This is a genomic window from Lelliottia sp. 7254-16 (assembly GCF_002922995.1).
GTDB lineage: Bacteria > Pseudomonadota > Gammaproteobacteria > Enterobacterales > Enterobacteriaceae > Enterobacter > Enterobacter jeotgali.
Map to the genome: position 1 here is coordinate 178,492 of NZ_PQVS01000001.1, position 25,087 is coordinate 203,578.

The 25,087-nt window shown below is 56.3% G+C and carries 22 protein-coding genes; 12 read left to right on the forward strand and 10 right to left on the reverse strand.

Going from position 1 to position 25,087, the window contains the following annotated elements:
- Window positions 1-24: 24 nt before the first annotated feature.
- The 4 genes from C3708_RS00890 to C3708_RS00905 form a co-directional block, all read right to left on the reverse strand.
- Window positions 25-711, reverse strand: coding sequence for a GntR family transcriptional regulator (locus C3708_RS00890; RefSeq protein ID WP_095281929.1), 687 nt, complete (start codon window positions 709-711; stop codon window positions 25-27).
- A 92-nt stretch (window positions 712-803) separates the two neighbouring features.
- Window positions 804-1,550, reverse strand: coding sequence for a bifunctional NADP-dependent 3-hydroxy acid dehydrogenase/3-hydroxypropionate dehydrogenase YdfG (ydfG, locus tag C3708_RS00895; protein WP_103949018.1), 747 nt, complete (start codon window positions 1,548-1,550; stop codon window positions 804-806).
- 101 nt (window positions 1,551-1,651) lie between these two features.
- Window positions 1,652-1,957: an outer membrane protein assembly factor BamE gene (gene bamE / locus C3708_RS00900; protein ID WP_095281931.1), complete on the reverse strand. Its 306-nt coding sequence runs from the start codon at window positions 1,955-1,957 to the stop codon at window positions 1,652-1,654.
- 81 nt (window positions 1,958-2,038) lie between these two features.
- On the reverse strand, window positions 2,039-2,296 hold the full coding sequence (locus C3708_RS00905) for a hypothetical protein (protein ID WP_095281932.1): 258 nt from the start codon (window positions 2,294-2,296) through the stop codon (window positions 2,039-2,041).
- A 267-nt stretch (window positions 2,297-2,563) separates the two neighbouring features.
- Here C3708_RS00905 and dcp point away from each other — a divergent pair, with 267 nt between their 5' ends.
- Entirely contained in the window at window positions 2,564-4,603 is a 2,040-nt protein-coding gene (gene dcp, locus C3708_RS00910) for a peptidyl-dipeptidase Dcp (protein ID WP_103949017.1), read from the forward strand.
- Between the two features lie 180 nt (window positions 4,604-4,783).
- On the opposite strand, the gene C3708_RS00915 is transcribed toward dcp, so the two are convergent.
- Window positions 4,784-5,773, reverse strand: coding sequence for a 2-hydroxyacid dehydrogenase (locus C3708_RS00915; RefSeq protein WP_095281934.1), 990 nt, complete (start codon window positions 5,771-5,773; stop codon window positions 4,784-4,786).
- Between the two features lie 209 nt (window positions 5,774-5,982).
- On the opposite strand from C3708_RS00915, the gene C3708_RS00920 reads away from it, so the two are divergent.
- The 3 genes from C3708_RS00920 to C3708_RS00930 are packed head-to-tail and all read left to right on the forward strand — an operon-like array spanning window position 5,983 to window position 9,138.
- A complete protein-coding gene (locus C3708_RS00920; protein WP_103949016.1) occupies window positions 5,983-8,622 on the forward strand; it encodes a YdbH family protein in 2,640 nt (879 codons plus the stop codon).
- On the forward strand, window positions 8,619-8,810 hold the full coding sequence (locus C3708_RS00925; RefSeq protein WP_095281936.1) for a YnbE family lipoprotein: 192 nt from the start codon (window positions 8,619-8,621) through the stop codon (window positions 8,808-8,810). Before C3708_RS00920 ends, C3708_RS00925 begins: the two co-directional genes overlap by 4 nt.
- A 7-nt stretch (window positions 8,811-8,817) precedes the next feature.
- Window positions 8,818-9,138 (forward strand): YdbL family protein, encoded by a 321-nt coding sequence (locus C3708_RS00930; RefSeq protein WP_103949015.1) that lies wholly within the window; start codon window positions 8,818-8,820, stop codon window positions 9,136-9,138.
- Here C3708_RS00930 and feaR read toward each other — a convergent pair whose 3' ends face one another.
- Window positions 9,139-10,047 carry a transcriptional regulator FeaR gene (feaR, locus tag C3708_RS00935; protein WP_095281938.1) on the reverse strand — a complete coding sequence of 303 codons (909 nt, stop codon included), beginning with the start codon at window positions 10,045-10,047 and terminating at the stop codon, window positions 9,139-9,141. It lies immediately after the preceding gene.
- Window positions 10,048-10,287: 240 nt separating this feature from the next.
- Between feaR and C3708_RS00940 the strand changes: the two genes are divergently transcribed.
- On the forward strand, window positions 10,288-11,787 hold the full coding sequence (locus tag C3708_RS00940) for an aldehyde dehydrogenase family protein (protein ID WP_103949014.1): 1,500 nt from the start codon (window positions 10,288-10,290) through the stop codon (window positions 11,785-11,787).
- A 101-nt stretch (window positions 11,788-11,888) separates the two neighbouring features.
- Here the strand turns inward: C3708_RS00940 and C3708_RS00945 are convergent, their stop codons facing one another.
- From C3708_RS00945 to paaZ, 4 genes are all read right to left on the reverse strand, one after another.
- Entirely contained in the window at window positions 11,889-12,995 is a 1,107-nt protein-coding gene (locus C3708_RS00945; protein WP_103949013.1) for a GGDEF domain-containing protein, read from the reverse strand.
- A 66-nt stretch (window positions 12,996-13,061) separates the two neighbouring features.
- Window positions 13,062-15,038, reverse strand: coding sequence for an alkyl/aryl-sulfatase (locus C3708_RS00950; protein ID WP_103949012.1), 1,977 nt, complete (start codon window positions 15,036-15,038; stop codon window positions 13,062-13,064).
- 171 nt (window positions 15,039-15,209) lie between these two features.
- A complete protein-coding gene (gene tynA, locus C3708_RS00955; RefSeq protein WP_103949011.1) occupies window positions 15,210-17,483 on the reverse strand; it encodes a primary-amine oxidase in 2,274 nt (757 codons plus the stop codon).
- 149 nt (window positions 17,484-17,632) lie between these two features.
- A complete protein-coding gene (gene paaZ / locus C3708_RS00960; RefSeq protein WP_103949010.1) occupies window positions 17,633-19,678 on the reverse strand; it encodes a phenylacetic acid degradation bifunctional protein PaaZ in 2,046 nt (681 codons plus the stop codon).
- A gap of 284 nt (window positions 19,679-19,962) precedes the next feature.
- On the opposite strand from paaZ, the gene paaA reads away from it, so the two are divergent.
- The 7 genes from paaA to paaG are packed head-to-tail and all read left to right on the forward strand — an operon-like array spanning window position 19,963 to window position 25,086.
- Window positions 19,963-20,892 carry a 1,2-phenylacetyl-CoA epoxidase subunit PaaA gene (gene paaA, locus C3708_RS00965; RefSeq protein WP_233210382.1) on the forward strand — a complete coding sequence of 310 codons (930 nt, stop codon included), beginning with the start codon at window positions 19,963-19,965 and terminating at the stop codon, window positions 20,890-20,892.
- Between the two features lie 11 nt (window positions 20,893-20,903).
- The gene (gene paaB, locus C3708_RS00970) at window positions 20,904-21,191 is read left to right on the forward strand and encodes a 1,2-phenylacetyl-CoA epoxidase subunit PaaB (RefSeq protein ID WP_008502380.1); all 288 of its coding nucleotides are present in this window, start codon (window positions 20,904-20,906) and stop codon (window positions 21,189-21,191) included.
- An 8-nt stretch (window positions 21,192-21,199) separates the two neighbouring features.
- Window positions 21,200-21,946: a 1,2-phenylacetyl-CoA epoxidase subunit PaaC gene (gene paaC, locus C3708_RS00975; protein ID WP_103949009.1), complete on the forward strand. Its 747-nt coding sequence runs from the start codon at window positions 21,200-21,202 to the stop codon at window positions 21,944-21,946.
- 12 nt (window positions 21,947-21,958) lie between these two features.
- Window positions 21,959-22,456, forward strand: coding sequence for a 1,2-phenylacetyl-CoA epoxidase subunit PaaD (gene paaD / locus C3708_RS00980; protein ID WP_103949008.1), 498 nt, complete (start codon window positions 21,959-21,961; stop codon window positions 22,454-22,456).
- A gap of 7 nt (window positions 22,457-22,463) precedes the next feature.
- Complete coding sequence (gene paaE / locus C3708_RS00985; RefSeq protein WP_103949007.1) at window positions 22,464-23,534, forward strand: 1,2-phenylacetyl-CoA epoxidase subunit PaaE; 1,071 nt, start codon at window positions 22,464-22,466, stop codon at window positions 23,532-23,534.
- Window positions 23,531-24,298: a 2,3-dehydroadipyl-CoA hydratase PaaF gene (paaF, locus tag C3708_RS00990; protein WP_103949006.1), complete on the forward strand. Its 768-nt coding sequence runs from the start codon at window positions 23,531-23,533 to the stop codon at window positions 24,296-24,298. The genes paaE and paaF overlap by 4 nt, the downstream gene beginning before the upstream one ends.
- Window positions 24,298-25,086: a 2-(1,2-epoxy-1,2-dihydrophenyl)acetyl-CoA isomerase PaaG gene (gene paaG, locus C3708_RS00995; RefSeq protein ID WP_103949005.1), complete on the forward strand. Its 789-nt coding sequence runs from the start codon at window positions 24,298-24,300 to the stop codon at window positions 25,084-25,086. Before paaF ends, paaG begins: the two co-directional genes overlap by 1 nt.
- Window position 25,087 lies beyond the last annotated feature (1 nt).

The window sequence follows — 25,087 nt, forward strand, 5'->3', positions numbered from 1 at the left end:
TGTAGGGAAGGGAGGCGCTTAATATTAATCTTCTGTAAACCAGTCGCTGTTTTCCTGGCGAATAAGCTGCACCGACTCGCCAATTTCTTGCAAATGCACGGTCATCGCTTTGTCTACGGCATCAACGTCACGCTTTTCCAGTGCGGCGAAAATATCGTGGTGCTGACGCAACAGCATTTCCGGTGGCGAGACGTGATCAAGGCTCATATAGCGCACGCGGTCCATCGTGGCTTTGATATTTTCAATGGTATCCCACGCCAGTTGACAGTCGGCAATTTGCGCCAGTTTCTGATGAAACTCATCGTCGAGCTGGAAAAAGTCATTCAGCTGTTTGCGTTCAATCGCAATGCGCTGCTGGTGGAGATTCTGTTCCAGCAAATAGCACTGATTTTCGTCAATCAGAGAAGCCGCACGACGCACCACCGCGCATTCAATCGCCTGACGGACAAAACAGCCGTTGCGCACTTGCGAAAGGGATATTTTATTCACGTAGCTGCCGCGCTGCGGGCGAATTTGAATCAGACCGTTTTCGGCAAGTTTAATGAATGCTTCGCGCACCGGCTGACGCGATACGTCAAAACGCACCGAGACCTCTTTTTCAGAGAGCGGTGTACCGGGCGGGATCAAACAATGGACGATATCACGTCGCAAAATGCGGTAAATTTGCTGATTAACAGGCTGGGTAGGATTCAGTTGCGATTCGGCGGCCATTGGATGTGATTTCTCAAAGAGTTAACACTTCAATACTACCATTCTTTTACCGGTCATCCCAGACCCGACCCGCAGGCCGGGCAGGGAAATAATCAGCCGCGATGCACGCTTAATCCGGCAAAGCTCTGGCTGACTGGCATCATTTCGACGGTGTTAATGTTGACGTGTTTTGGCAGCGTCGCGACCCACCAGACGGTTTCGGTCACATCTTCCGGGGTCAGAGCCTCGGTGTTTTCATAGGTTTTGCCTGCTTTCGCGTCATCGCCTTTGAAACGCACGTTGGAAAACTCGGTCCCGCCGACCAGACCCGGCTCAATATCCGTCACGCGGATCGCCGTGCCGTGCAGATCGGTACGCAGATTCAGACTGAACTGACGCACAAAAGCTTTGGTTGCGCCGTACACGTTTCCACCTGCGTAAGGCCAGCTTCCGGCGGTCGAGCCGATATTAATGATATGGCCGCGGTTACGCTCGACCATGCCCGGCAGCACCGCGCGGGTCATGTACACCAGCCCTTTGTTGTTGGTGTCGATCATGTTTTCCCAGTCTTCGACGCTGGCTTTATGCGCAGGCTCCATCCCCAGCGCCAGACCGGCGTTGTTGACCAGTAAATCAATGGCACGCCATTCTGCGGGCAGGTTAGCCAGCATCTCTTCAATGGCCGCACGATTACGCACGTCGAGTTGTGCGGTCAAAATGCTATCGCCAAGCTCATCCTTCAGCTCCTGCAAACGCTCCTGACGGCGACCTGTTGCAATCACTTTATGGCCGTTGTCGACGAAGCGACGCGTGATGCTTTCACCAAAACCCGCCGTTGCCCCGGTAACTAATACGATCATCTCACTGTTCCTCAACGCTTTTTGTGTTGTACAACCATAGCACGCCATCTGGCACGTCGTTAAGGCAACTTTTGTATCGCTAAATGAACGTGGAGAGGGCACTAAAAGACGACGATTCCTGTAACAGGGGCTCCCGCGCTACGAATTTGGCCGCTGCCATACTGAACGACTTTTCCGTCGACAAAAGTGACGTAATAGTCGCCTTTATCCCAACCCCATCCGGATGCCAGGCGATTGCTATACTGGATCTGTTCTTTATTGCCTTCAACCGCATCACCATCAGGCGTGCCTAACACGTCGATGACCTGTGCCTTAGTCATTCCCGTCTGAACATTATGTATTTTTTCGCCAGTGGTACACCCAGCCAGCAGCAGTAACGCCAAACTGGCTAAAAGATTTTTTTTCATTGTTGTCTCAGTAACGATAAGGATTAAATTTAGAACGTTTAAAAAATCAAATTAGAATATCGAATGCTTTCCTGCCGAAGGCTAGCGAATACGTTGAACATCGACGGATTCGCCATCATCAATGCTGACAATTTTATCTTCATCATCGGTGACGACCACATCTGATGCCGGTAGCCACAAGCCGCTGGTGATAGTGTCATAGCTGGCAACCTGCCATACGGAATTATCATCGAGAATAAGGATTTCCCCATTGGCATTATTACTTTTAATGAAATGCTGTTCAGCGGCTATGGCAGGGGTTAGGCAGAGTAACGATATAAAAAAGAGAATGGTTTTCATTAATAGCTCCAGAGCGAATGTATTTCGACATTAAAAGACGAAGGGTAAATTTGCGTTTAGGTTAATGCCTGACTCACAAGTCGTGTTGATCTTCGTCACGCTTTTTATGATTTGAAATTAATGAAACCGTTCAGAAATTAAACATGCAAACATTAATATCAGGAGAGACATAATATCTGATGGCAATAAATCTGCTCCTAATGGGGATTGCAGCACGCCGCTGGCTGTCCTACTCTGGGAGGATTATTATGTGCCCAGGAGTCAACGATGTCGGTTTCAAATCCGTTATTTGAAGTAAGCGTATTACCCTATCAGGCACCTCGATTCGATGTCATCGAAGACTGCCATTATCGTCCGGCATTTGATGAAGCGATGCGCCAGAAGCGCGCAGATATTGATGCCATTATTGCCAGTTCCGCCGCGCCGGATTTTGCCAACACGGTTTTGGCACTGGAAAAAAGCGGTGCGATGCTTTCGCGCGTCAGCAGCGTGTTCTTCGCCATGACCTCCGCGCACACCAACGACTATTTGCAGGAACTGGACGAAGCTTTTTCTACCGAACTGGCGGGATTAGCCAACGATATCTGGCTCAACGACGCGCTGTTTTCGCGCGTGCAGGCGGTGTGGGAAGGGCGGAAATCGCTGGATGCTGAGTCGTGCCGGCTGGTGGAAGAGACCCATCAGCACTTTATTCTGGCAGGGGCAAAACTGACTGAGACGCAGAAAGCCGAATTAAAATCACTCAATACCGAAGCCGCATCGCTGACCAGTCAGTTCAATCAGAAACTGCTGGCGGCAGACAAAGCGGGTGGGCTGGTGGTCGATTATGCGCATCAGCTTGAAGGGCTGAGCGCCGACGAAATCGCCAGCGCCGCACAGGCAGCCGCAGATAAAGGGCTGGCGGATCGCTGGTTGATCTCATTACTCAATACCACGCAGCAGCCAGCGCTTTCGGCACTTCACGATCGTCAGACGCGTGAAAATCTGTTCAACGCAGGCTGGATTCGCACCCAGAAGAATGATGAAAACGATACCCGTATGATTGTGCTCAGACTGGCGAATTTACGTGCCCGTCGTGCGCAGTTGCTTGGGTTCGAGAGCTACGCTAGCTGGAGTACCGCCGATCAGATGGCGAAAACGCCTGACGCGGCACTGAAATTTATGCGAGGTATTGTCCCGGCAGCGCGAGCGCGCGCGCAACGGGAGCAGGCCGATATCCAGAAAGTGATTGATGACGAGCAGGGGCGTTTCAGCGTGCAGGCCTGGGATTGGGCGTATTACGCTGAGCGCGTTCGTCTGGAGAAATACGCTCTGGATGAATCGCAGATCAAACCTTATTTTGCCCTCGATACTGCGCTGCACGATGGCGTCTTCTGGGCGGCTAGCCAGTTGTTCGGTATTCGCTTTGTCGAGCGCTTCGATATTCCTGTTTATCACCCGGATGTTCGCGTCTGGGAGATTTTCGACCAGAACGGCGAGGGTATGGCGCTGTTTTACGGTGATTTCTTCGCGCGTGATTCCAAAGGCGGCGGGGCGTGGATGGGGAATTTCGTCGAACAATCCCATGAACTCGCTGCACGCCCGGTGATTTACAACGTCTGTAACTACCAGAAACCGGCTTCCGGACAGGCGGCGCTACTCTCCTGGGATGATGTCATTACGTTGTTCCACGAGTTCGGTCACACGCTGCACGGCCTGTTTGCCGATCAGCGTTTCGCCACATTATCCGGCACCAACACGCCGCGCGACTTTGTTGAATTCCCGTCGCAAATCAACGAACACTGGGCCAGTCATCCTCAGGTCTTTGCGAACTATGCCCGTCATTATCAAACCGGAGAACCGATGCCAGACGCGCTGCGCGAGAAAATGCTCAGCGCGACGCAGTTCAATAAGGGTTACGACATGACCGAGCTTCTTAGCGCGGCGTTACTGGATATGAACTGGCACGGTATCGGCACGCAGGAAACGGTCACGGACGTGGATACGTTTGAATCGTCAGCGCTTAAAAAAGAGGGGCTGGATCTGCCCGCTGTTCCGCCACGCTATCGCAGCAGCTATTTTGCGCACATCTTTGGTGGCGGTTATGCAGCCGGATATTACGCCTATCTGTGGACGCAGATGCTGGCGGACGACGGCTATCAGTGGTTTGTCGAACAGGGCGGCTTAACGCGTGAAAACGGACAGCGGTTCCGCGAAGCTATTTTGTCGCGCGGGAACAGTAGCGATCTGGAAGCGTTGTATCGCGACTGGAGAGGGCACGATCCGTTGATCGAGCCGATGTTGAAGAATCGTGGGTTAAGCGATTAGTTCTTTGCGGTCTGATGCCCTCACCCCGACCCTCTCCCACGGGGAGAGGGAGAAAATAGAGTCCGAGCTTGAGGGAGAAAATCGAGTCCGTGCTTAACGTAAAAAACCGGCTCCGAGCTTGAGGGAGATCAGCGGACGATCCCCTCTCCCATTGGGAGAGGGTTAGGGTGAGGGGAAAAATTACACCACTTCGTTCGGGCAATCTTCGCCGTTTTCCAGCTGTTTAAGATTACCCAGCGTTGTTTCTGAAATGCTGATCAGCGCTTCGGCAGTCAGGAACGCCTGGTGTCCGGTAAACAGCACGTTGTGGCAGGCAGACAGACGGCGGAACACATCGTCCTGAATCACGTCGTTAGACTTGTCTTCAAAGAACAGATCGCGTTCGTTCTCATACACATCCATTCCCAGCGCGCCGATTTTTTGCGTTTTTAGGGCTTCAATTGCTGCCTGGGAATCGATCAGGCCGCCACGGCTGGTATTGATAATCATCACGCCGTCTTTCATCTGATCAAAGGCGTCTTGGTTGAGCAGGTGATAGTTCTCCGGCGTCAACGGGCAGTGCAGGGAAATCACGTCCGACTGCGAGAGCAGCGTTGGCAGGTCAACATACTCCACGCCCAGCTCCAGCGCAGCAGCACTTGGGTACGGATCGAACGCCAGCAGACGCATACCGAAACCTTTCAGAATGCGCAGAGTCGCCACGCCGATTTTACCGGTGCCGATCACGCCCGCCGTTTTACCGTACATGGTAAAACCGGTCAGACCTTCGAGAGAGAAGTTGGCATCACGGGTGCGCTGATACGCGCGGTGAATGCGTCGGTTCAGGGACATCATCATTCCGATGGCATGTTCCGCGACGGCTTCCGGGGAGTAGGCCGGAACACGCACCACTTTCAGACCCAGCTCTTTGGCGGCGTCCAGATCGACGTTATTAAAGCCTGCACAGCGCAAAGCAATGTATTTTACGCCGTGTTTTTTCAACTCTTCCAGCACCGGGCGGCTACCGTCGTCGTTGACGAAAATGCACACCGCTTCGCAGCCGTTCGCCGTTTTGGCGGTTCTTTCGGTCAGCAGAAAGTCGAAAAATTCGAGTTCGAATCCGTAAGTCTCGTTAACATGTTGCAGATACTTTTTATCGTACTGTTTTGTGCTATATACCGCGAGTTTCATAAGACTTTCTCCAGTGATTTTGCATTCACGTTAGCATGATTAAAATAATCTTACAATTTATAAAATTTTATTGAATTCAATAAGTTCTATCAATAATTCTAGAGCAACTATCCTTAAAACTGGCGTTGACTTCAACTGACTGGCTAAACATGCCACAATGACGGGCACTGTCGGCTTATTTTTTCGCTAAATCAGGATATTAACTGCCCATGAGGGGTAAATACAAAGCCGTAATTGCGCTACTTCTGCTCATCATTCTCTTGCCGCTGACGCTGCTGATGACGCTTGCCCAGTGGGTCCCCACTCTTGCCGGGATTTGGCTCCCTGTCGGTACGCGCATTGCATTTGAAAAAAGCCCGCGCCTCAGCCGCAATCAGATTGTGATCCCCGATCTCCGTTATCTGGTCGATGACTGCGAAATCGCCCGCGTGGAAAACGCCACGCTGTCTCATCCCAGCCGCTGGAAGCTTGACGTTGGCGCGCTCGAGCTCAATACCGCCTGCTTGAGTAAACTGCCGCAAACGGAACAGGCCAACACTGCGCCGAAAACGCTCGCCGAATGGCAGTCAATGCTGCCGAATACCTGGCTTAATATCGATCGTCTAACACTTTCCCCGTGGCAGCAGTGGCAGGGAAAACTCAACGTATCATTAACGCCGTCAATGCAGGAAGTGACTTACTTGGGTGAACAGGTAAAAGTGCGAGGTAAACTTCGCGGCCAAAGCCTGACCATCAGCGAATTTGAACTTCACCTGCCGGATTATCCACAGCCGATTCAACTGGCGGGAGAGTTCACGCTGCCGCTGATTCCGGACGGCGTGCCGGTAAAAGGCCACGCAGAGGCCACCCTGACCGTGCCGCAAATTGCGTCGCCGGTGGATGTCGATCTCGACTGGGAACAGAATCGGGGTCAATTAGTGATGAGCGCCCGCGATAACCCCGATCCGCTGCTCGATTTACCGTGGCAACTCACCGCCGAACAGCTGACGATCAGCGACGGGCGCTGGCACTGGGATCTCACCGGTCTGCCATTAAGCGGGCGCGTGGGGCTGAAAGTTGAAAACTGGCAGCAAGGCCTGGAAAACGCCATCTTTACCGGTCGTCTGAACGTGCTGACCCAGGGCGATGCCGGTAAAGGCAACGCCGTGCTAACCCTCGGTCCGGGCAAACTGAGCATGGATAACAGCGCTATGCCGCTCCAGTTGACGGGCGAAGCCAAGCAGGGCGATCTGATTTTATATGCCATTCTTCCGGCCCAACTGACCGGCAGCCTTGCCGATCCGCATCTGGCATTTGAACCTGGTGCACTGCTGCGCTCACGCGGTCGGATCATTGACTCCCTGAATATAGATGAAATCCGCTGGCCGCTGGCGGGAGTAAAACTGTCGCAGAAGGGCGTGGATGGGCGTTTACAGGCCATTCTCAAAGCACATGAAAACGAAATGGGCGATTTTGTTCTGCATCTGGACGGACAGGCGAATGACTTTCTGCCGGACAGCGGCCTGTGGCAGTGGCGCTACTGGGGCGATGGTCACTTTACGCCAATGAATGCCCGCTGGGATGTGGCTGGCAAAGGCGAGTGGCGCGACAGCGCGATTGAACTGACGGCATTATCGACCGGTTTCGATAAACTGGAATACGGCACCATGCTGGTGAGCAAACCGCGTCTGATATTAGACCAACCCGTGCGCTGGGTGCGTGGCGAAAATAATCCGCACTTTAGCGGCGCGCTGTCGCTGGATGCGGAGGAGACCTCGTTCTCCGGCGGCAGCGTGCTCCCGCCGTCGACCCTGAAATTCAGCGTCGACGGCACGGACCCGACCTTCTTCCAGTTTAAGGGCGATCTGCACGCTGGCGCGATTGGCCCGGTGCAGCTGAACGGTCGCTGGGACGGGGAACGTCTGCGCGGGCAGGCCTGGTGGCCGAAACAGTCCCTGACGGTCTTCCAGCCGCTGGTGCCGCCAGACTGGAAAATGAACCTGCGCGACGGCGAACTGTACGCGCAGGTGGCGTTTTCTGCCGCCGCTGGTCAGGGATTTGAAGCGGGCGGTCACGGCGTGCTGAAAAGCGGCAGCGTCTGGATGCCGGATAACCAAATTAACGGCATCGATTTTGTCCTGCCGTTCCGTTTCAGCGAAGGCACCTGGTCGCTGGGCACGCGCGGCCCGGTGACGCTGCGTATTGCTGAAGTGGTCAACCAGGTGACGGCGCGCAATATCACGGCGGATTTGCAGGGTGATTACCCGTGGAGCGAGCACAACCCGCTGCTGCTGACCAACGTCAGCACCGACGTGTTGGGGGGAAAAATCACCATGCAGCAGTTGCGAATGCCGCAGCACGATCCGGCCCTGCTGCGGGTGAATAATATCTCCGCCAGTGAGCTCATCAGCGCCGTCAATCCGAAACAGTTTGCCATGTCTGGCCCGGTCAGCGGTGCGCTGCCGTTCTGGCTGGAGAACGAAAAATGGATAATCAAAGACGGCTGGCTGACCAATCCCGGCCCGATGACCTTGCGTATCGACAAAGACACGGCGGATGCCATCGTCAATGACAACATGGCGGCGGGTGTGGCGATTAACTGGCTCCGTTATATGGAAATTTCTCGCTCGTGGACGAAAATCAATGTAGATAATCTGGGTGTGCTGACTATGCAATCGGCGATCAGCGGTACCAGCCGGGTAGACGGAAAAAGTAACACCGTGCACCTCAATTACACCCACGAAGAGAATCTTTTTACCCTGTGGCGCAGCCTGCGCTACGGGGATAATTTACAGGCATGGCTTGAGCAACACGCGGCGTTACCGGATGTCCGCTGTCAGGCAGGTAAGGAATGTGAGGAACAACAATGAAAAATCTGACTGGCGCGCTTGGCGTGATCATGGTCGTAATGCTCTCGGGCTGTACGCCGCGTATTGAAGTGGCGGCACCGAAAGAGCCGATCACCATCAATATGAACGTCAAAATCGAACATGAGATCCACATCAAAGTGGATAAAGACGTCGAAACCCTGCTGAAATCGCGCAGCGATCTGTTCTGAGGATGCCATGAAACGACTTCTTGCAATCGGTCTGCTGATGTTAGGCATCAACGTGCAGGCGCAGGCGATCACCTTAAACGAAGCACGTGCGCAGGGGCTGGTCGGCGAAACCCTGAGCGGCTACATTGCGCCGCTGCGCCAGGATAAGCAGACGCTGGCGTTGGTCAATGAGATCAATGCAGCCCGCACAGAAAGTTATCAGAAGCTGGCAGACAGCAATAATCTTCCGGTCGATGAAGTGGCGAAAATGGCCGGACAGAAGCTGGTGGCCCGCGCACAGCCGGGGGAATATGTGAAGGGGATTAACGGGAAGTGGCTGAAGAAGTGATCAGCGATAGCGCTTGCGGTACTCGCCCGGAGAGACACCAAAACGTTGTTTGAACGCCGTTGAAAAATGGCTATGGTCGGCAAAACCCCAGCTGTAGCCAATTCCCGCCAGTTTTTCATCATCACCCGTGGCGCGTAACACTTGCGCGCACAGGTCCAGCCGCCGGTTTTTGATGTACTGCGCCACCACCAGGCCTTTATCGGCAAACATGCGATACAGGCTGCGCACGGACATGCCGCTCTCGGTGGCGATCCACTCCGGGCGCAACGCTTCCGACTGAATGTGCGAATCAATCAGCGTCAGCACATTCTGGAACTGACGTTCTTTACGCGGCGGTGCGGATTCTCGCTGTTGAAAAGCAGGGCGCAGTAAACACACCATTGCCTCCAGCGCCGCTTCGCTTTCCAGATCGCTCAGATGGGCGTTATCCATGCTCTCCTGCAACAGCCGATAGCTCAGTTGCACCGTCGGCAGGTTGCGCGACAGCTTGAGCGCGCAGCTGACTTCCTGAAAGCGACACTGCTGTTCCAGAATCTGGCGTGGGAGTAAAAGAGAAATCTGGCGTGATTTATCGTGCCAATAAATCGAACAGGGGCGTGAAGCATCGATAAGCGTAATGTCACCCGCTTCAATCACCGTTTGCCTGTCGTCCTGTTCCAGCGTCGCATTGCCCTCGAGCTGAAATACGGTGTAGAACCAGGCGTCGTTGCTGCCTTTGATCTCCTGACGAGTGCGAAACAGATTAACGCCTGCGGCAGTGACAGTGCTGAGCTTCATACTTCTGGCGTAGCTGGTTTCCAGTTCGCCAAGAAACGGACCTGCCAGCGGACGCGCGGCAAAGCTGCCACACACCTGGTTAATTTGCGCCAGCCACTGTTGATATTTTTCCTGCTCGCTTGCACACGCCATCGTTCATCTCGCTGCACTGTCAATGTTTTTGCATTGTTGCATTTGTGTTGCATTTTGTCAGAGGTCTGGGCTGACTATAGGAAAGAACACTCGCTGATAACAGTGTTATAAGGCGGAATTATCTTTATTTGCGGGGGCTGTCACAGGTGGCAAAGCGAATGTCACACAGATAAAAGCGTATCTGGCAAAGCGATCTTAGACTGCGTTAACACCCTGCGAATAATAATGAAGGAGCACCCCATGTCTGAGACACAGACCGCCATTCTGCCGAGCGTGCAGCAGTTTTTAGACCGCCAACATGGCCTGTGGATTGAGGGCCGTCAGTCCGCTTCTGAAAGTGAAAAACGCCTGAATATCTTCAACCCGGCCACGGGTGAAATGATTGCTTCTACGGCAGATGCAAGCGTGAGCGATGTGGATCGCGCGGTAATGTCCGGCTGGCGTGCGTTTGTCTCCCGCAGCTGGGCGGGGAAACTGCCTGCCGAGCGTGAACGTATTTTGCTGCGTTTTGCCGATCTGGTTGAGCAGAACACGGAAGAACTCGCACAGCTCGAAACTCTGGAGCAGGGTAAATCAATTAACATTTCTCGCGCTTTTGAAGTGGGCTGCACGCTGAACTGGATGCGCTACACCGCCGGGCTGACCACCAAAATTGCCGGGAAAACCCTGGACCTCTCCATTCCGATGCCACAGGGCGCGCGCTATCAGGCGTGGACCCGTAAAGAGCCGGTTGGCGTGGTCGCCGGTATTGTGCCGTGGAACTTCCCGCTGCTGATCGGCATGTGGAAAGTGATGCCAGCGCTGGCCGCGGGCTGTTCCATTGTGATTAAACCGTCCGAAACCACGCCGCTGACGCTGCTGCGCGTGGCTGAGCTGGCAAGCGAAGCGGGCGTTCCTGATGGTGTATTTAACGTCGTCACCGGCAGCGGTGCAGTGTGCGGCGCGGCATTGACCTCGCATCCGCATATCGCCAAGGTCAGTTTTACCGGGTCAACCGCGACCGGCAAACAGATTGCGCGCGTCGCTGCCGATACGCTAACGGGCGTGACGCTGGAGCTGGGCGGTAAAAATCCGGCGATCGTGCTGAAAGATGCCGATCCGGCGTGGGTGGTGGAAGGGCTGATGACCGGCAGTTTCCTCAATCAGGGGCAGGTGTGTGCCGCAAGTTCGCGCATTTACATCGAAGCGCCGCTGTTCGACACTCTGGTGAGTCACTTTGAGCAAGCGGTGAAATCCCTGAGCGTCGGGCCAGGCATGTCGCCGACGGCGCACATCAACCCGCTCGTCTCCCGCGCCCACTGCGACAAAGTGCAAAGCTTCCTCAACGAAGCGCAATCCCGCAACGCCGAACTGATTACCGGCAACAGCGGCCCGGACAAGCAGGGCTACTACGTTGCGCCTACGCTGGTGGTCAACCCGGATGCCAGCCTGCGCCTGACCCGCGAAGAGGTATTTGGCCCGGTGGTGAATCTGGTGCGTGTGTCTGATGGTGAAGAGGCGTTACATCTGGCGAACGATACGGAATACGGCCTGACGGCCAGCGTCTGGACGCAAAATATCAGTAAAGCGCTGGAGTATACGGACCGACTTCAGGCCGGTACCGTATGGGTGAATAGCCATACGCTGATCGATGCCAACCTGCCGTTCGGCGGCATGAAACAGTCCGGCACCGGGCGTGATTTCGGCCCGGACTGGCTGGACGGCTGGTGCGAAACCAAGTCGGTGTGTGTGCGGTACTAGTTGTTTTTGCCGGATGGCGGCTTTGCCTTATCCGGCCTACACATTCGGCTCCCTCTCCCTGCGGGAGAGGGTTGGGGTGAGGGCATCAAACCGCAAAAACTTCAACGTGACCAACGATTGCGCCCACCTTCCTTCGCCCGATACAACGCCGCATCCGCCTGCGCCACCATCTCGTCGGCGGTTAATCCCGCCGTCATTCCTGCAATGCCCATACTGGCTGTGACGTGCTCGCTCACTTTCGACGCCTTATGCGCAATCCCCGCACGACGTAAATTCTCCTGAATGCGCTGCGCCACCTGATCGGCCGCATCGGGCGGGCAATCAAACAGGATCAACAAAAATTCCTCGCCGCCGTAGCGCGACACCAGATCTTCCGGCGTGCGCACCGACGCTTTCAGCGCCTGCGCCACCTGCACCAGGCACTCATCGCCTGCCTGATGACCGTAAGCGTCGTTGTAAAGTTTGAAGTAATCCACGTCAAGCATGAGAAGCGTGAAGGATTTTCCCTGTGTCACGGCGCTCTCCAGCACGTTTTCCATTTCGCGCCGGTTGGCGGTTTCGGTCAACGGGTCCTGATGCGCCAGGGCGTCGAGACGCGCAATCAGCAACTGGTTTTGCTGATTGCGCTGCCAGGCTTCGTCGAACCAGCGCAGAAGAATAAAACGCCCGCAAATCAGGATCAGCGTAAAGACAATCCACACCGCTGCGAAGCGCATATTTAACCCGTGATTGAGCACCACGCTGGCGATCGGCAGGGTAAACCACAGCGGGAGCACGCTGGAGAGCAATCCCACGGGATAGAAATAGAGCGCGGTGACGGCGGTCAATAACAGAATGGTGCACAGGGGCCAGGCATGCGGAAGTTGCCAGTCAACGATAAACCAGTAGCAGCACAGCGCCCACAGCAGCCCCGAGGTGAACAGCACCAGGCTAATCCCGGTGATATGCCGCCAGCTCATGACAATCAGCGCCGCCGACAGGGCTATTACCCCGAGCATTGCAGCATCGACCAGGGACGAAATCTGCTGCCCGGATACATGGGCAGGGTCGAAATTGTGTACCAGCGTGTTACGCAGCAAAATCATCAGCGCAAAGCTGACGTGCACGAACGCCAGCCACGGCATGTTGATGGTCAGACCGCGAGAGACCATCGCCTGGCGGGTCGGCCATGAGGTCAGTTCAGAAGAGAGAGGGTGACGTTTTTCCATACATTCACTGTGTTAGAAGAAGAGAGCCGGCAGGCAGGCCGCTCAACGGCCTGCCTGCCGGAAAGGTTACGGTGTCACAATGTTGAACCAAAATTCAAACTTATCCATATAGCCCAGCATCTGATCCAGTTTAGCGCCATCACCGGTCACTTTCACGTCGCCGCTGTCCTGTGCCTGTTTCAGCGTCACTTCTTTGAGGATGATTTTATTCAGCGTGTCGCGGTTGAGTGCAATGGTCGTGTCCGCGTCTTTTGCTTCGGTATTGGCCGTGTGGTTAAGCACGCCGTTTTCCAGCTCGAGCTTGTATTTTCCGCCGTCGCTGCCGAGATCGATGTTAAACACGGACTTCGCATCCCCGGCTTTTTCCCCGTTGATATGCACCGCCAGATAGTCGAAGAACATCTCTGGCGTCATGGCGCGCACGGTATCCGGGCTGGCGGTGTTCGGGGTTGGCAGTTTTTGCACGCCGTTACGCAGCTCCTGCGCACCGGTCAGGTAGAAGTTACGCCACGGGCCAGATTCCGCCTGATAGCCGAGCTGTTCCAGCGCGTCAGCTTCCAGATTGCGCGCCGCCTGGTTATTCGGATCGGCAAACACCACTTTGCTCACCACCTGCGCCACCCAGCGATAATTCCCCTGGTCAAAATCGGTTTTGGCCTTCTGTAAAATCGCATCGGCACCGCCCATGTACTCGACAAATTTCTTCGCGCCTTCTTCTGGCGGCAGTTCGTCGAGCGTTGCCGGGTTGCCGTCAAACCAGCCGAGATAAAGCACGTAGGTGGCTTTCACGTCATGGCTTACTGAGCCGTAGTACCCGCGGTTTGCCCAGGTGTGGGCCAGCGAATCTGGCAGTTTAAAGTTGGCGGCGATTTCGTCGCGCGTCAGCCCCTCGTTGGCCATGCGCAGGGTCTGGTCGTTGATGTAACGATAGAGGTCACGCTGGCTTTTCAGCAGCTTGACCACGTTGTCATTGCCCCAGGTCGGCCAGTGGTGCTGGGCCATGATGATCTCGGCTTTGTCACCCCAGCGGACAATCGCCTCGTTGATGTATTTTGACCACGGCAGCGGCTCGCGGATTTTGGCCCCGCGCAGAGAGTAGGTGTTGTGCAGGGTATGGGTCACATCCTCAGCGGATTCGATCAGTTTTTTCTCTTCGATATACCACAGCATTTCCGACGGCGCTTCCGAACCCGGTGCCAGCATGAAGTCATAGGTCAGGCCATCGATCACCTCTTTCTGGCCGTCTTTTTCAATGATATTGGTCGGAGCGATCAGCGTGACGTTCCCGGCAGAGGTGGTGGTTCCCAGCCCGGCGCCCACCTGACCTTTGGCGTCGGGTTTCAGCAGGTTACCGTACATATAGCTGGTGCGGCGGCTCATCACGTTACCGGCCATGATGTTTTCTGCGACGGCGGCTTCCATAAATCCGGCGGGTGCATAAATCTTCACTTTGCCCGCTTTCACATCCGCTTCATCCACCACGCCGCGCACGCCGCCGTAGTGGTCCACGTGGCTGTGGGTATAAATCACGGCTACCACCGGTTTTTGACCGCGATTTTTAAAATAGAGATCCATCCCGACTTTCGCTGTTTCAGCTGAGACCAGCGGATCAACGACGGTGACGCCTTCTTTACCTTCAATAATCGTCATATTCGACAGATCGAGATTACGGATCTGATACACCCCGTCGGTCACTTCGAATAGACCGCTGATATTAATCAGCTGCGCCTGACGCCATAAACTGGGGTTGACGGAATCCGGCGCTTTATCGCCTTCTTTAATAAAGGCGTATTGCTGTGGATTCCAGACCACATTCCCTTGTTCCCCTTTAATCACGTCCTGAGGGATCGGGGCGATAAAGCCTTTGTGGGCATCGGTAAAATCGGTGTTGTCGTCAAACGGGAGCTGGCTGTAGAGGGCGTTATTGGCCTGTTGGGTGGCGGCAGTGGCGTCCTTAGGCGCTTCTGCCGCCAGGGCGTTCGGGCTGAAGGAAATAAACAGTCCCGCCAGTGCGAGGCTGGTGGCTATGGCGTTCAATCTCATTCTAAAATCTCTCAGAAGTAAGTACGACGTTGCGTGTGAAACTTCGTGTCCTGGCTGAAAAATGGTTCAAGAGATGAAAATAATGCGGGGAGGCATGACTAACTATAATCGGGCTAACTCATTCGGCAAGTGAATGAAATAAACAGGCCGGGGAGTTCCCGGCCTTGGTAATTACTTCTCGTCCTTCTTCTTGCCGAGCGTTGGCGTCTCGTCGAAGAAGTTCCACGGTTTGAGCAGGGTGTGGACCCACTCTGTTGGCATAATCGGCCACTCTTCGGCGCGCGCCACGTGGGTGGTCCCGGTGGTCATCCACACCACATCATCCTGATTATCGATCGATTCGTTATCCTTGCTGTACTTGCCCAGACCACTGTCGTGAATCGAACGGTTCGGGAATTTGCCTTCCGGATACATCTCGTTCGGATGGTAGCGCGTCACCCACAGTTGTTTATCCATAAAGCTCAGGCGATGGTAAATCCATTCGTCCGGGGCGAATTTCGCGCCGGTGGCGACCGGATGAGTGCCGCCCGCATAAGGGATAATCTGGTACGACACCGGATTGCCCATGCGGTTCTCTTTGCTGGTGTTACTCAGCAGTCGAATGGTGCCTGGGTCAAACTTCTGCGCGGCCTGCTGTTCCGTATCAATGTTGTACTGATTGATCTGCATGGTACTGGTGCGCGGGCCACCGGCGGTGTTGGGTTTCACTTCCGGGTCCATCGCCACCAGACGGTTGTTGGTGCCATCCACGTCCATATCCAGACGGAAGTTGTAGATATGCTGGTGGGTGGTCCCGACGATGTTGTGATCGATCAGGGTGCCGTATTTGGTGTCGTCTTTGGCGCTCGGGTCGTGCATGGTTTTCGCCTGCACGCCTTTCACCGCTTCGATGCCGGTAGCGCCCGCATCGATGCCGATGGTGCCGTTTTCGTGGAAAATCCAGTCAAAGATATAGTCGTAGTTACCGACGGTACTGACCCAGCGCACCACCAGTTCGCGGCGCTCGGTGCTGACGTTCGGCTGGCCCATCTCCTGATGTTTATATTCCGGCCCGGCGTAGCGTTCAAAGACGGCAATCGCGCGCGGGATCTCCATCGGCGCACCGGTGTAATCCGGAATGGTTTCGTTGAGCATCACCGCGTTCGACGGCGCGTCTTTGCCGCGCACCAGCGGCGAGGTCAGGGTGCCCATGCCATAGTCACCGGAATCAAGATAGGCTTTAAAGTACCAGCCCACGTCCGGGTCGCCGTACGGCACAATCATCCCGCCGAGTGAACCTTGATACATCACCTGGCGTTTTTTGCCGTTATCGTTGTAGGTCACGGTGGAGATGATCGGCCCGACGCGAGAATCGAGGCTCAGGTGGAAGTCCCAGTTCTGCCAGTGGATCATGTCGCCGGTGATAGTGTAGTTCTTACCTTCTGGCTCACTGATTTCCAGCGGTTTTTTCACCGGAGCAATGCGGTCGCGACCATCATACGGACGGGCGAGCATGGGCACAGGAACCACCGGGCCTTCTTCAATTTTGATGATTTTTTTCTGTTCAAGATCGACGACCGCCACCAGATTTTCAATCGGGTGCGCCCAGTAGTTGCCGTCGCCGGTATCGAGATAGCTGACCACTTTCAGCAGGCGATCTTCCTGTTTCAAACCGTCTTTGCCGTCAAAATAGCCGACGGTGAGCGGGGTGCCGATCACTTTCTTAGGATCGGTCACGCCGTGTTTTTTCAGCGCCTCGGCGTATTCCGGGCTCGCCATGATGATCTGCTGCACGGAGGTGAAATCATCCAGCAGGACCATGCCGTGAGCGTCGTTGACTGGCGTCCAGCTCACGACTTTTTTGTCCTTCAGATCAACCACGCTTTCGATAACGTGTTTGCCATCCAGCATGGTGACGTTCGCCTGCCGCGGGCTATCAACCGCCGTACCGTTCAGCACGAAATCCCACACTTTGGCCTTTTCAGGTTCCGCCAGCGCGATCTGGGTAAAACGGGTATTGGGTTTAAAATCCGCCGAGGTTTTGACGATCTCGACGGCTTGTTTAATTTCGTCTGCGGTCAACGCGTTCAGCGGGTGTGGGCGCTTCTCCACCTGGAAGGTCTGATCAAGCCCCGACTGGAACACATCATTGATGAAGGTTTCGGAGATAAACGCTTTTTTACCTTTCATCACCACCGGCACCTGCAGTGTGAGCGGCTTGCCGTTGACGATGGCGGTTTTCGCGCCCGGTTTAACCTTCACAAAAGCGCCGTCTTTGCTGAGGGTGAACATCTGGGCGTAATCGTCCCACTGCACATCAGCGCCAAAGTCAGCAAGTGTCTTGTCCATTGGAACCATATGAGCTTCGCCGCCGTGGGCGAAAACCGGTGACTGCCAGGAGCATAACAACGCGACTGCCACGGCCAGTGCCGTTTTACGGGCAGAAAAAGAAGAAGGGCTTCCCATCGTTGACCTCATCATTATTGTGTTATTAGTGTTGTGCAGCCTTATCCTGGCAGGACGGCTTAGGGAATGCTTGCCTGCACCTGCCAGGCGTTTTGTCATGTTTGCCAAATTAAAAACCGGGAAGGGACCTTCCCGGTAAAAAGAACGGATCAGTCGGTGAAATCGCCCTGCTGGCGAGCCACGAGCGTCAGAATGGAGTACAGCGCGACGGGCTGCTGGTGCTGATTGAACACTTCAACCGCCCATTCGACCACGCCAGTCGGTTTCTCTTCTGCCGTGCGCTGTTTCTTGAGGGTTTTGCGCTTGCAGGTCAGACGCACCTGGATGGTATCGCCCGGTTTCACTGGCTCGATAAAGCGCAAGTTTTCCATGCCATAGTTGGCGATCACCGGTCCGACGCCGGCGTCGACAAACAGGCCAGCGGCGGCAGAAATCACAAAGTAACCGTGGACCACGCGCTCACCGAAGATCGACTCCGCTGCGCCAATTTTGTCCATGTGGGCGTAGAAATGATCCCCGCTCAGGCAGGCAAAATTAACGATATCCGCTTCGGTCATCGTACGACGCGGAGTCAACAGGCTGTCGCCCGGCTGCAACTCTTCGAAGTATTTGCGGAACGGATGAACGCGGTCTTCTTGCACCTGCGCGCCACGTACCCACTGTTGGCTGATGGCGGCCAGCATCGACGGGCTGCCCTGGATTGCGGTGCGTTGCAGATAGTGTTTCACCGCGCGTAAACCGCCCAGCTCTTCACCACCGCCTGCACGACCCGGACCGCCGTGAACCAGCTGCGGCAGCGGGGAGCCGTGGCCGGTAGACTCTTTTGCTGACTCTTCGTTGAGGATCTGAATACGCCCGTGGGCACGCGCCGCGCCGGAAATAAACTGCCGGGCGATACGCGAATCAGCGGTGACCAGCGTACCCGCCAGGCTACCTTCACCGGCGCGCGCCAGGGTCATAGCATGTTCCGCGTCGCGATACGGCATCAGGGTGGCGACCGGGCCAAAGGCTTCGGTCGCATGAACGGCAGGGGACTCGTCCGGCTGCGGGCAGAACAGCAGCGTCGGCGGGAAGAATGCCCCGGCGGCCTGCAGATCGGCTTTGCCACCGAGGCGAATCTGGCAGCCCGCCGCGACCAGCAGATCCACTTTTTCCTGCACGTCGGCACGCTGTTCGGCGTTGACCAGCGCCCCCATTTTGACGCCTTCCTGCGCCGGATTGCCGACCACCACTTTCTCAAGACGCGCAATCAGCGCCTGGCTCACCGCCTCAATTTGCCCCTGCGGGACGATGATGCGGCGAATGGCAGTACATTTTTGTCCGGCTTTGGCGGTCATCTCCCGCACCACTTCGCGGATAAACAGGGCAAACTCCGGCTGTTCCGGGGTCACGTCTTCGCCCAGCACGCAGCAGTTCAGGGAATCCGCTTCCATCGTGAACGGAATCGATTTGCCGACGATAGTCGGGTGGACGCGCAGCATCTGCCCGGTGGAGGCGGAGCCGGTAAAGGTCACCACGTCCTGACTGTCGAGATGATTGAGCAGATCGCCTGCACCGCCGCAGATCAGGCTGATCGCACCCTCCGGCACCAGACCGCTGTCGACGATGGATTTCACCATCGCCTGCGTCACCTGCGCCGTGGCAGTCGCCGGTTTGATGATCGCAGGCATCCCGGCAAGCCAGGTCGGGGCCAGTTTTTCCAGCATCCCCCAGCAGGGGAAGTTAAAGGCGTTGATATGCACCGCCACGCCGGATTTGGAGGTCAGTACGTGTCGCGCGGCAAAACCGCCTTCTTTCGACAGCGGGATCAACTCGTCTTCCGGCCACAGAGTGTCGTCCGGCAATTCACGGCTACCGAGGCTGGCGTAGGTAAACATCGTGCCAATCCCGCCTTCGATATCCACCCAGCTGTCCGCGCGGGTCGCGCCGGTTTCTGCCGACAGGGCGTAAAACTGCTCTTTCTGGCTCAGCAGATGTTTGGCGACCGCTTTCAGCATTGCCGCGCGCTCGATAAAGGTCATGGCGTGAAGTGATTCACCCCCGCGTTCGATGGCGAAGCGACGCGCCGCCGCCATATCCAGGCCTTCACTGGTCACTTCCCACAGGGCTTCGCCGCTGATGGCGTGATGAATGTTGCGCTCGCGGCCCCGGCCAGACTGCCAGATGCCGGATAAGAAGCTGGCTAACTGCTGCATCTTTCTCTCCAAGTGTTACGTAATTTCACTATAGATAGTTTGATTATGAATCATAAAAAGCAAGCAATGTTTTAATGATTTGTTAACAATGTGATCTTGTCAGATGAATCACGCTGTACGCATTGCCCGTTATGAGCGGCCTTGTGTAAAAGCCTTGCGAGCGGCATCACAAAATAGACAAACAATCCTTGGGGTTATATTTAACCTTTGTGTAACTTTTATGAAACGAAGTGATTCATCATTAAGCGATGATTAACGATTTAACGAATCATAAAGGTGACGACGTGACGGAAGAACAACGCTTTGAGCAGCGCATCGCACAGGAGACAGCCATCGAGCCGCAAGACTGGATGCCTGACGCCTACCGCAAAACCCTGATCCGCCAGATTGGTCAGCATGCGCACTCCGAAATTGTCGGCATGCTGCCGGAAGGTAACTGGATCACCCGCGCCCCGACGCTGCGTCGCAAAGCGATTCTGCTGGCGAAGGTGCAGGACGAAGCAGGGCACGGACTCTATCTCTACAGCGCGGCGGAAACCCTGGGCTGCGCGCGGGAAGACATCTACCAGAAGATGCTCGACGGCAAGATGAAATACTCCTCGATCTTCAACTACCCGACCCTGAGCTGGGCCGACATCGGTGTGATTGGCTGGCTGGTGGATGGCGCGGCGATCGTCAACCAGGTGGCGCTGTGCCGCACCTCTTACGGGCCGTATGCCCGCGCAATGGTGAAAATCTGTAAAGAAGAGAGCTTCCATCAGCGCCAGGGTTTTGAAGCCTGCATGGTGTTGGCGCAGGGCAGCGAATCTCAGCGTCAGATGTTGCAGGACGCCATCAACCGTTTCTGGTGGCCAGCCCTGATGATGTTCGGGCCGAACGACGACAACTCCCCGAACAGCGCCCGCAGCCTCGCGTGGAAAATCAAACGTTTTGGCAATGACGAACTGCGTCAGCGCTTCGTCGACAACACCGTTTCGCAGGTCGAAATGCTGGGCATGACCGTCCCGGATGCAGATCTGCATTTCGACGAAGAGAGCGGTCACTACCGTTTCGGCGAAATCGACTGGCAGGAATTTGAAGAAGTGATTAACGGGCGCGGCGTGTGCAACCACGAACGCCTTGCCGCGAAAAACAGAGCCTGGGAAGAAGGGGCGTGGGTGCGCGAAGCCGCACTGGCGCACGCAGAAAAACAACACGCCCGCACCGCCGCGTAAGAGGAATTAACATGAGCAATGTCTACTGGCCGTTATATGAAGTCTTTGTCCGCAGCAAACAGGGGTTATCCCACCGTCACGTCGGCAGCCTGCACGCCGCCGACGACCGCATGGCGCTGGAAAACGCGCGTGATGCCTACACCCGCCGCAGCGAAGGCTGTTCGATCTGGGTGGTGAAGGCGAGCGAAATCGTCGCCTCGCAGCCGGAAGAACGCGGCGAATTTTTTGACCCGGCGGAGAGTAAGGTTTACCGCCATCCGACGTTTTACACCATCCCTGATGGCATCGAGCACATGTGAGGATGGCTATGAAACCGACTACCCAATATGCCCTGCGCCTGGGCGATAACTGTCTGATCCTCTCCCAGCGTCTCGGTGCGTGGTGCGGTCATGCGCCGGAGCTGGAGATCGACCTGGCGCTGGCCAATATCGGCCTCGATCTGCTCGGGCAGGCGCGCAATTTCTTAACCTACGCCGCCGAACTGGAAGGCAGCGGCGACGAAGACACGCTGGCCTTTGGTCGCGACGAGCGCCAGTTCAGCAATTTGTTGCTGGTGGAACAACCGAACGGCAACTTCGCCGACACCCTGGTGCGTCAGTATTTCATCGACGCCTGGCACGTGGCGCTCTTTACCCGTCTGACCCAAAGCCGCGATGCGCAAATTGCGGCAATTGCCGCGAAAGCGATCAAAGAAGCACGCTATCACCTGCGCTTTAGCCGTGGCTGGCTGGAGCGTCTGGGCAACGGCACCGACGTTTCTGCGCAGAAAATGCAGCAGGCCATTGACTCCTTGTGGCGCTTCACCGCCGAACTGTTCGAGGCCGACGCGCTGGAACAACAGCTGATCGCCGAAGGTATCGCCGTTGACCCACACGAACTGCGCGCCGAGTGGGAAGCGGAAGTGTTTGCCGGGTTTGAACAGGCTTGCCTCCAGGTCCCGCAAGAAGCGGCGTACCGCACTGGCGGCAAAAAAGGGCTGCACACCGAACATCTGGGACCGATGCTGGCGGAGATGCAATACCTCCAGCGCATGTATCCTGGTCAGCAGTGGTAAGAGGAGGTCGCTATGCAACGTCTCGCTGAGATCGCCCCGGCGGAAATCCCGCAAATCTGGTCCCTGTTAAGCCAGATCCCGGACCCGGAAGTGCCGGTGCTCACCATCACCGATTTAGGCATGGTGCGCAGCGTTTCTGCCCAGGCGGGCGGCTGGGTGATTGGCTTTACGCCGACGTATTCCGGCTGTCCGGCGACGGAGCATCTGCTGGGGGCTATTCGCGAGATGATGACCGCCCACGGGTTCACGCCGGTGCATATCGTCCTCCAGCTCGACCCGGCCTGGACCACCGACTGGATGACCGACGATGCCCGCACACGGCTGCGTGAATACGGCATCAGCCCGCCGGTCGGCCACAGCTGTCACGCCCACGCGCCTGCCGAAGTAGCCTGTCCGCGCTGCGCGAGCACCAACACGTCGGTTATCAGTGAATTTGGTTCGACGGCCTGCAAAGCGCTCTATCGCTGCAACGCCTGCCGTGAACCTTTCGACTATTTCAAATGTATCTGAGGTTGCCATGACAACGTTTCATTCCTTAACGGTGGCAAAAGTGGAACCCGAAACCCGCGATGCGGTGACCATTACCTTCGCGGTTCCACAGACTTTGCAGGACGCTTATCGTTTTCGTCCCGGCCAGCATCTGACGCTGAAAGCGCGTCTGGCGGGAGAAGAGTTACGCCGCTGTTATTCCATCTGCCGTAGTGTGACGCCGGGCGAAATTAGCGTGGCGGTGAAAGCCATCGACGGCGGGCGTTTCTCCCGCTATGCCCGCGATGAGATCAAACAAGGTATGGCGCTGGAGGTCATGGTGCCGCAGGGCCACTTCGGTTATCAGCCGCAGGCTGAACGCGCCGGGCGCTATCTGGCGATTGCCGCCGGGTCCGGCATTACGCCGATGCTGGCGATTGTCTCCAGCACGCTGCTGGTCGAGCCGGACAGCCACTTTACGCTTATCTACGGCAACCGCAGCAGCCAGAGCATGATGTTCCGCCAGGCGCTGGCAGATCTGAAAGATAAATACCCGCAGCGCCTGCAACTGGTGAATATTTTCAGCCAGGAGACCCTCGACAGCGAGCTACTGCACGGGCGTATCGACGGCGAAAAACTGCATCAGTTGGGCAAAACCCTGATCGATTTCAGCCTGTTCGACGAAGCCTTTATCTGCGGGCCGTCGGCGATGATGGACGAGGCCGAACTGGCGCTGAAAGCGCTGGGAATGCCGGAGAAAACCATTCATCTGGAGCGCTTTAACACGCCGGGCAGCGCGGTGAAACGCGCCTCGACGGTGCAGGCGCAGGGGCAAAAAGTCACCGTGCGTCAGGACGGGCGCGACCGTGAAATCACGCTCACCGCCGACGACGAAAGCATTCTCGATGCGGCTCTGCGTCAGGGCGCGGACTTGCCGTACGCCTGCAAGGGCGGCGTCTGCGCCACCTGCAAATGCAAAGTGCTGCGCGGGAAAGTGGATATGGCGACTAACTACAGCCTCGAGCCGGACGAACTGGCGGCGGGCTACGTGTTGAGCTGCCAGGCGCTGCCATTGACCGCCGACGTGGTGGTCGACTTTGACGCAAAGGGGATGGCATGAGCGAGCTGATTGTTACCCGTCATGGCCGCGTGCTGCTTCTGACGCTGAACCGTCCGGCGGCGCGCAACGCCCTTAACAACGCGCTGCTCTCACACATCGCGGATGAACTGGAAACCGCGGCGCAGGACGGCGAGATCTCCGCCTGTGTCATTTATGGCAACGAGCGCTGCTTTGCCGCCGGGGCCGATCTCAACGAGATGGCGGAGAAAGATCTTCCCGCCACCCTGAACGATATTCGCCCGCAGCTGTGGGCGCGCATCAATAACTTCAACAAGCCGCTGATCGCCGCCGTGAACGGCTATGCGCTGGGCGCGGGCTGCGAACTGGCGCTTTTATGTGACGTGGTGATTGCTGGCGACAACGCCCGGTTCGGGTTGCCGGAAATCACGCTGGGCATTATGCCGGGCGCGGGCGGAACTCAGCGTTTGATTCGCAGTGTCGGTAAATCTCTCGCCAGCAAAATGGTGCTGACGGGCGAAAGCATTACCGCGCAGCAGGCGCAAGCGGCGGGGCTGGTCAGCGACGTGTTCCCGTCAGCGCTGGTGCTGGAATACGCCCTGAAACAGGCCGTGCTGATGGCGCGTCATTCGCCGCTGGCATTGCAGGCCGCGAAACAAGCGCTGCGCCAGTCGCAGGAAGTGCCTTTGCAGGCCGGTCTGATGCAGGAGCGCCAGCTGTTTACGCTGCTGTCTGCCACGGAAGACAGGCGGGAAGGCATCGCCGCTTTCTTACAAAAACGCACCCCCGACTTTAAAGGACGCTAATTGTGGAATTTATTCTGAGTCATGTTGAGCAGGGCGTGATGACCATTACGCTGAACCGCCCGGAGCGTCTGAACAGCTTTAACGATGTGATGCACCAGCAGCTTTCCGAGAGCCTGAAACAGGCCGAGCGGGATGACACCATCCGCTGCCTGCTGATCACCGGAGCCGGGCGCGGTTTTTGCGCCGGTCAGGATCTGAATGACCGCAACGTTGACCCGAACGGCCCCGCGCCGGATCTGGGCTATTCCGTGGAAACCTTTTACAACCCGCTGGTGCGCCGTCTGGCGAAACTGCCGAAACCAGTCATTGCTGCCGTCAACGGCGTGGCGGCTGGCGCTGGTGCGACATTAGCGTTGGGCTGCGACATGGTGATCGCCGCCCGTTCAGTGAATTTCATGATGGCCTTTAGCAAGCTGGGTCTGGTGCCTGACTGCGGCGGCACCTGGCTGTTGCCGCGCGTCGCCGGACGGGCGCGGGCAATGGGACTGGCGCTACTGGGGGATAAACTCAGCGCCGAGCAGGCCCACGCCTGGGGGATGATCTGGCAAGTGGTCGATGACGAAGAGTTGTCTTCCACGGCGCAAAAACTGGCTATCCATTTTGCCTCTCAACCGACCTTTGGTCTGGGCCTTATCAAACAGGCTATGAACGCCGCCGAAACCAATACGCTCGATGAACAGCTCGACCTGGAGCGCGATTACCAGCGTATGGCCGGGCGCAGCGACGACTACCGCGAGGGCGTTAGCGCGTTCCTCGCTAAACGCACGCCGAACTTCACGGGGAAATGAG

Excerpts from the sequence above, each read along its gene's own strand:
- paaF (WP_103949006.1), top strand. The coding sequence starts at position 23,531 with ATGAGCGAGCTGATTGTTACCCGTCATGGCCGCGTGCTGCTTCTGACG.
- feaR (WP_095281938.1), bottom strand. The coding sequence starts at position 10,047 with ATGGCGTGTGCAAGCGAGCAGGAAAAATATCAACAGTGGCTGGCGCAA.
- paaB (WP_008502380.1), top strand. The coding sequence starts at position 20,904 with ATGAGCAATGTCTACTGGCCGTTATATGAAGTCTTTGTCCGCAGCAAA.
- paaE (WP_103949007.1), top strand. The coding sequence starts at position 22,464 with ATGACAACGTTTCATTCCTTAACGGTGGCAAAAGTGGAACCCGAAACC.
- ydfG (WP_103949018.1), bottom strand. The coding sequence starts at position 1,550 with ATGATCGTATTAGTTACCGGGGCAACGGCGGGTTTTGGTGAAAGCATC.
- bamE (WP_095281931.1), bottom strand. The coding sequence starts at position 1,957 with ATGAAAAAAAATCTTTTAGCCAGTTTGGCGTTACTGCTGCTGGCTGGG.
- C3708_RS00940 (WP_103949014.1), top strand. The coding sequence starts at position 10,288 with ATGTCTGAGACACAGACCGCCATTCTGCCGAGCGTGCAGCAGTTTTTA.
- paaC (WP_103949009.1), top strand. The coding sequence starts at position 21,200 with ATGAAACCGACTACCCAATATGCCCTGCGCCTGGGCGATAACTGTCTG.
- tynA (WP_103949011.1), bottom strand. The coding sequence starts at position 17,483 with ATGGGAAGCCCTTCTTCTTTTTCTGCCCGTAAAACGGCACTGGCCGTG.
- C3708_RS00920 (WP_103949016.1), top strand. The coding sequence starts at position 5,983 with ATGAGGGGTAAATACAAAGCCGTAATTGCGCTACTTCTGCTCATCATT.
- paaZ (WP_103949010.1), bottom strand. The coding sequence starts at position 19,678 with ATGCAGCAGTTAGCCAGCTTCTTATCCGGCATCTGGCAGTCTGGCCGG.
- C3708_RS00890 (WP_095281929.1), bottom strand. The coding sequence starts at position 711 with ATGGCCGCCGAATCGCAACTGAATCCTACCCAGCCTGTTAATCAGCAA.
- C3708_RS00945 (WP_103949013.1), bottom strand. The coding sequence starts at position 12,995 with ATGGAAAAACGTCACCCTCTCTCTTCTGAACTGACCTCATGGCCGACC.
- C3708_RS00950 (WP_103949012.1), bottom strand. The coding sequence starts at position 15,038 with ATGAGATTGAACGCCATAGCCACCAGCCTCGCACTGGCGGGACTGTTT.
- paaD (WP_103949008.1), top strand. The coding sequence starts at position 21,959 with ATGCAACGTCTCGCTGAGATCGCCCCGGCGGAAATCCCGCAAATCTGG.
- C3708_RS00915 (WP_095281934.1), bottom strand. The coding sequence starts at position 5,773 with ATGAAACTCGCGGTATATAGCACAAAACAGTACGATAAAAAGTATCTG.
- C3708_RS00905 (WP_095281932.1), bottom strand. The coding sequence starts at position 2,296 with ATGAAAACCATTCTCTTTTTTATATCGTTACTCTGCCTAACCCCTGCC.
- C3708_RS00925 (WP_095281936.1), top strand. The coding sequence starts at position 8,619 with ATGAAAAATCTGACTGGCGCGCTTGGCGTGATCATGGTCGTAATGCTC.
- dcp (WP_103949017.1), top strand. The coding sequence starts at position 2,564 with ATGTCGGTTTCAAATCCGTTATTTGAAGTAAGCGTATTACCCTATCAG.
- C3708_RS00930 (WP_103949015.1), top strand. The coding sequence starts at position 8,818 with ATGAAACGACTTCTTGCAATCGGTCTGCTGATGTTAGGCATCAACGTG.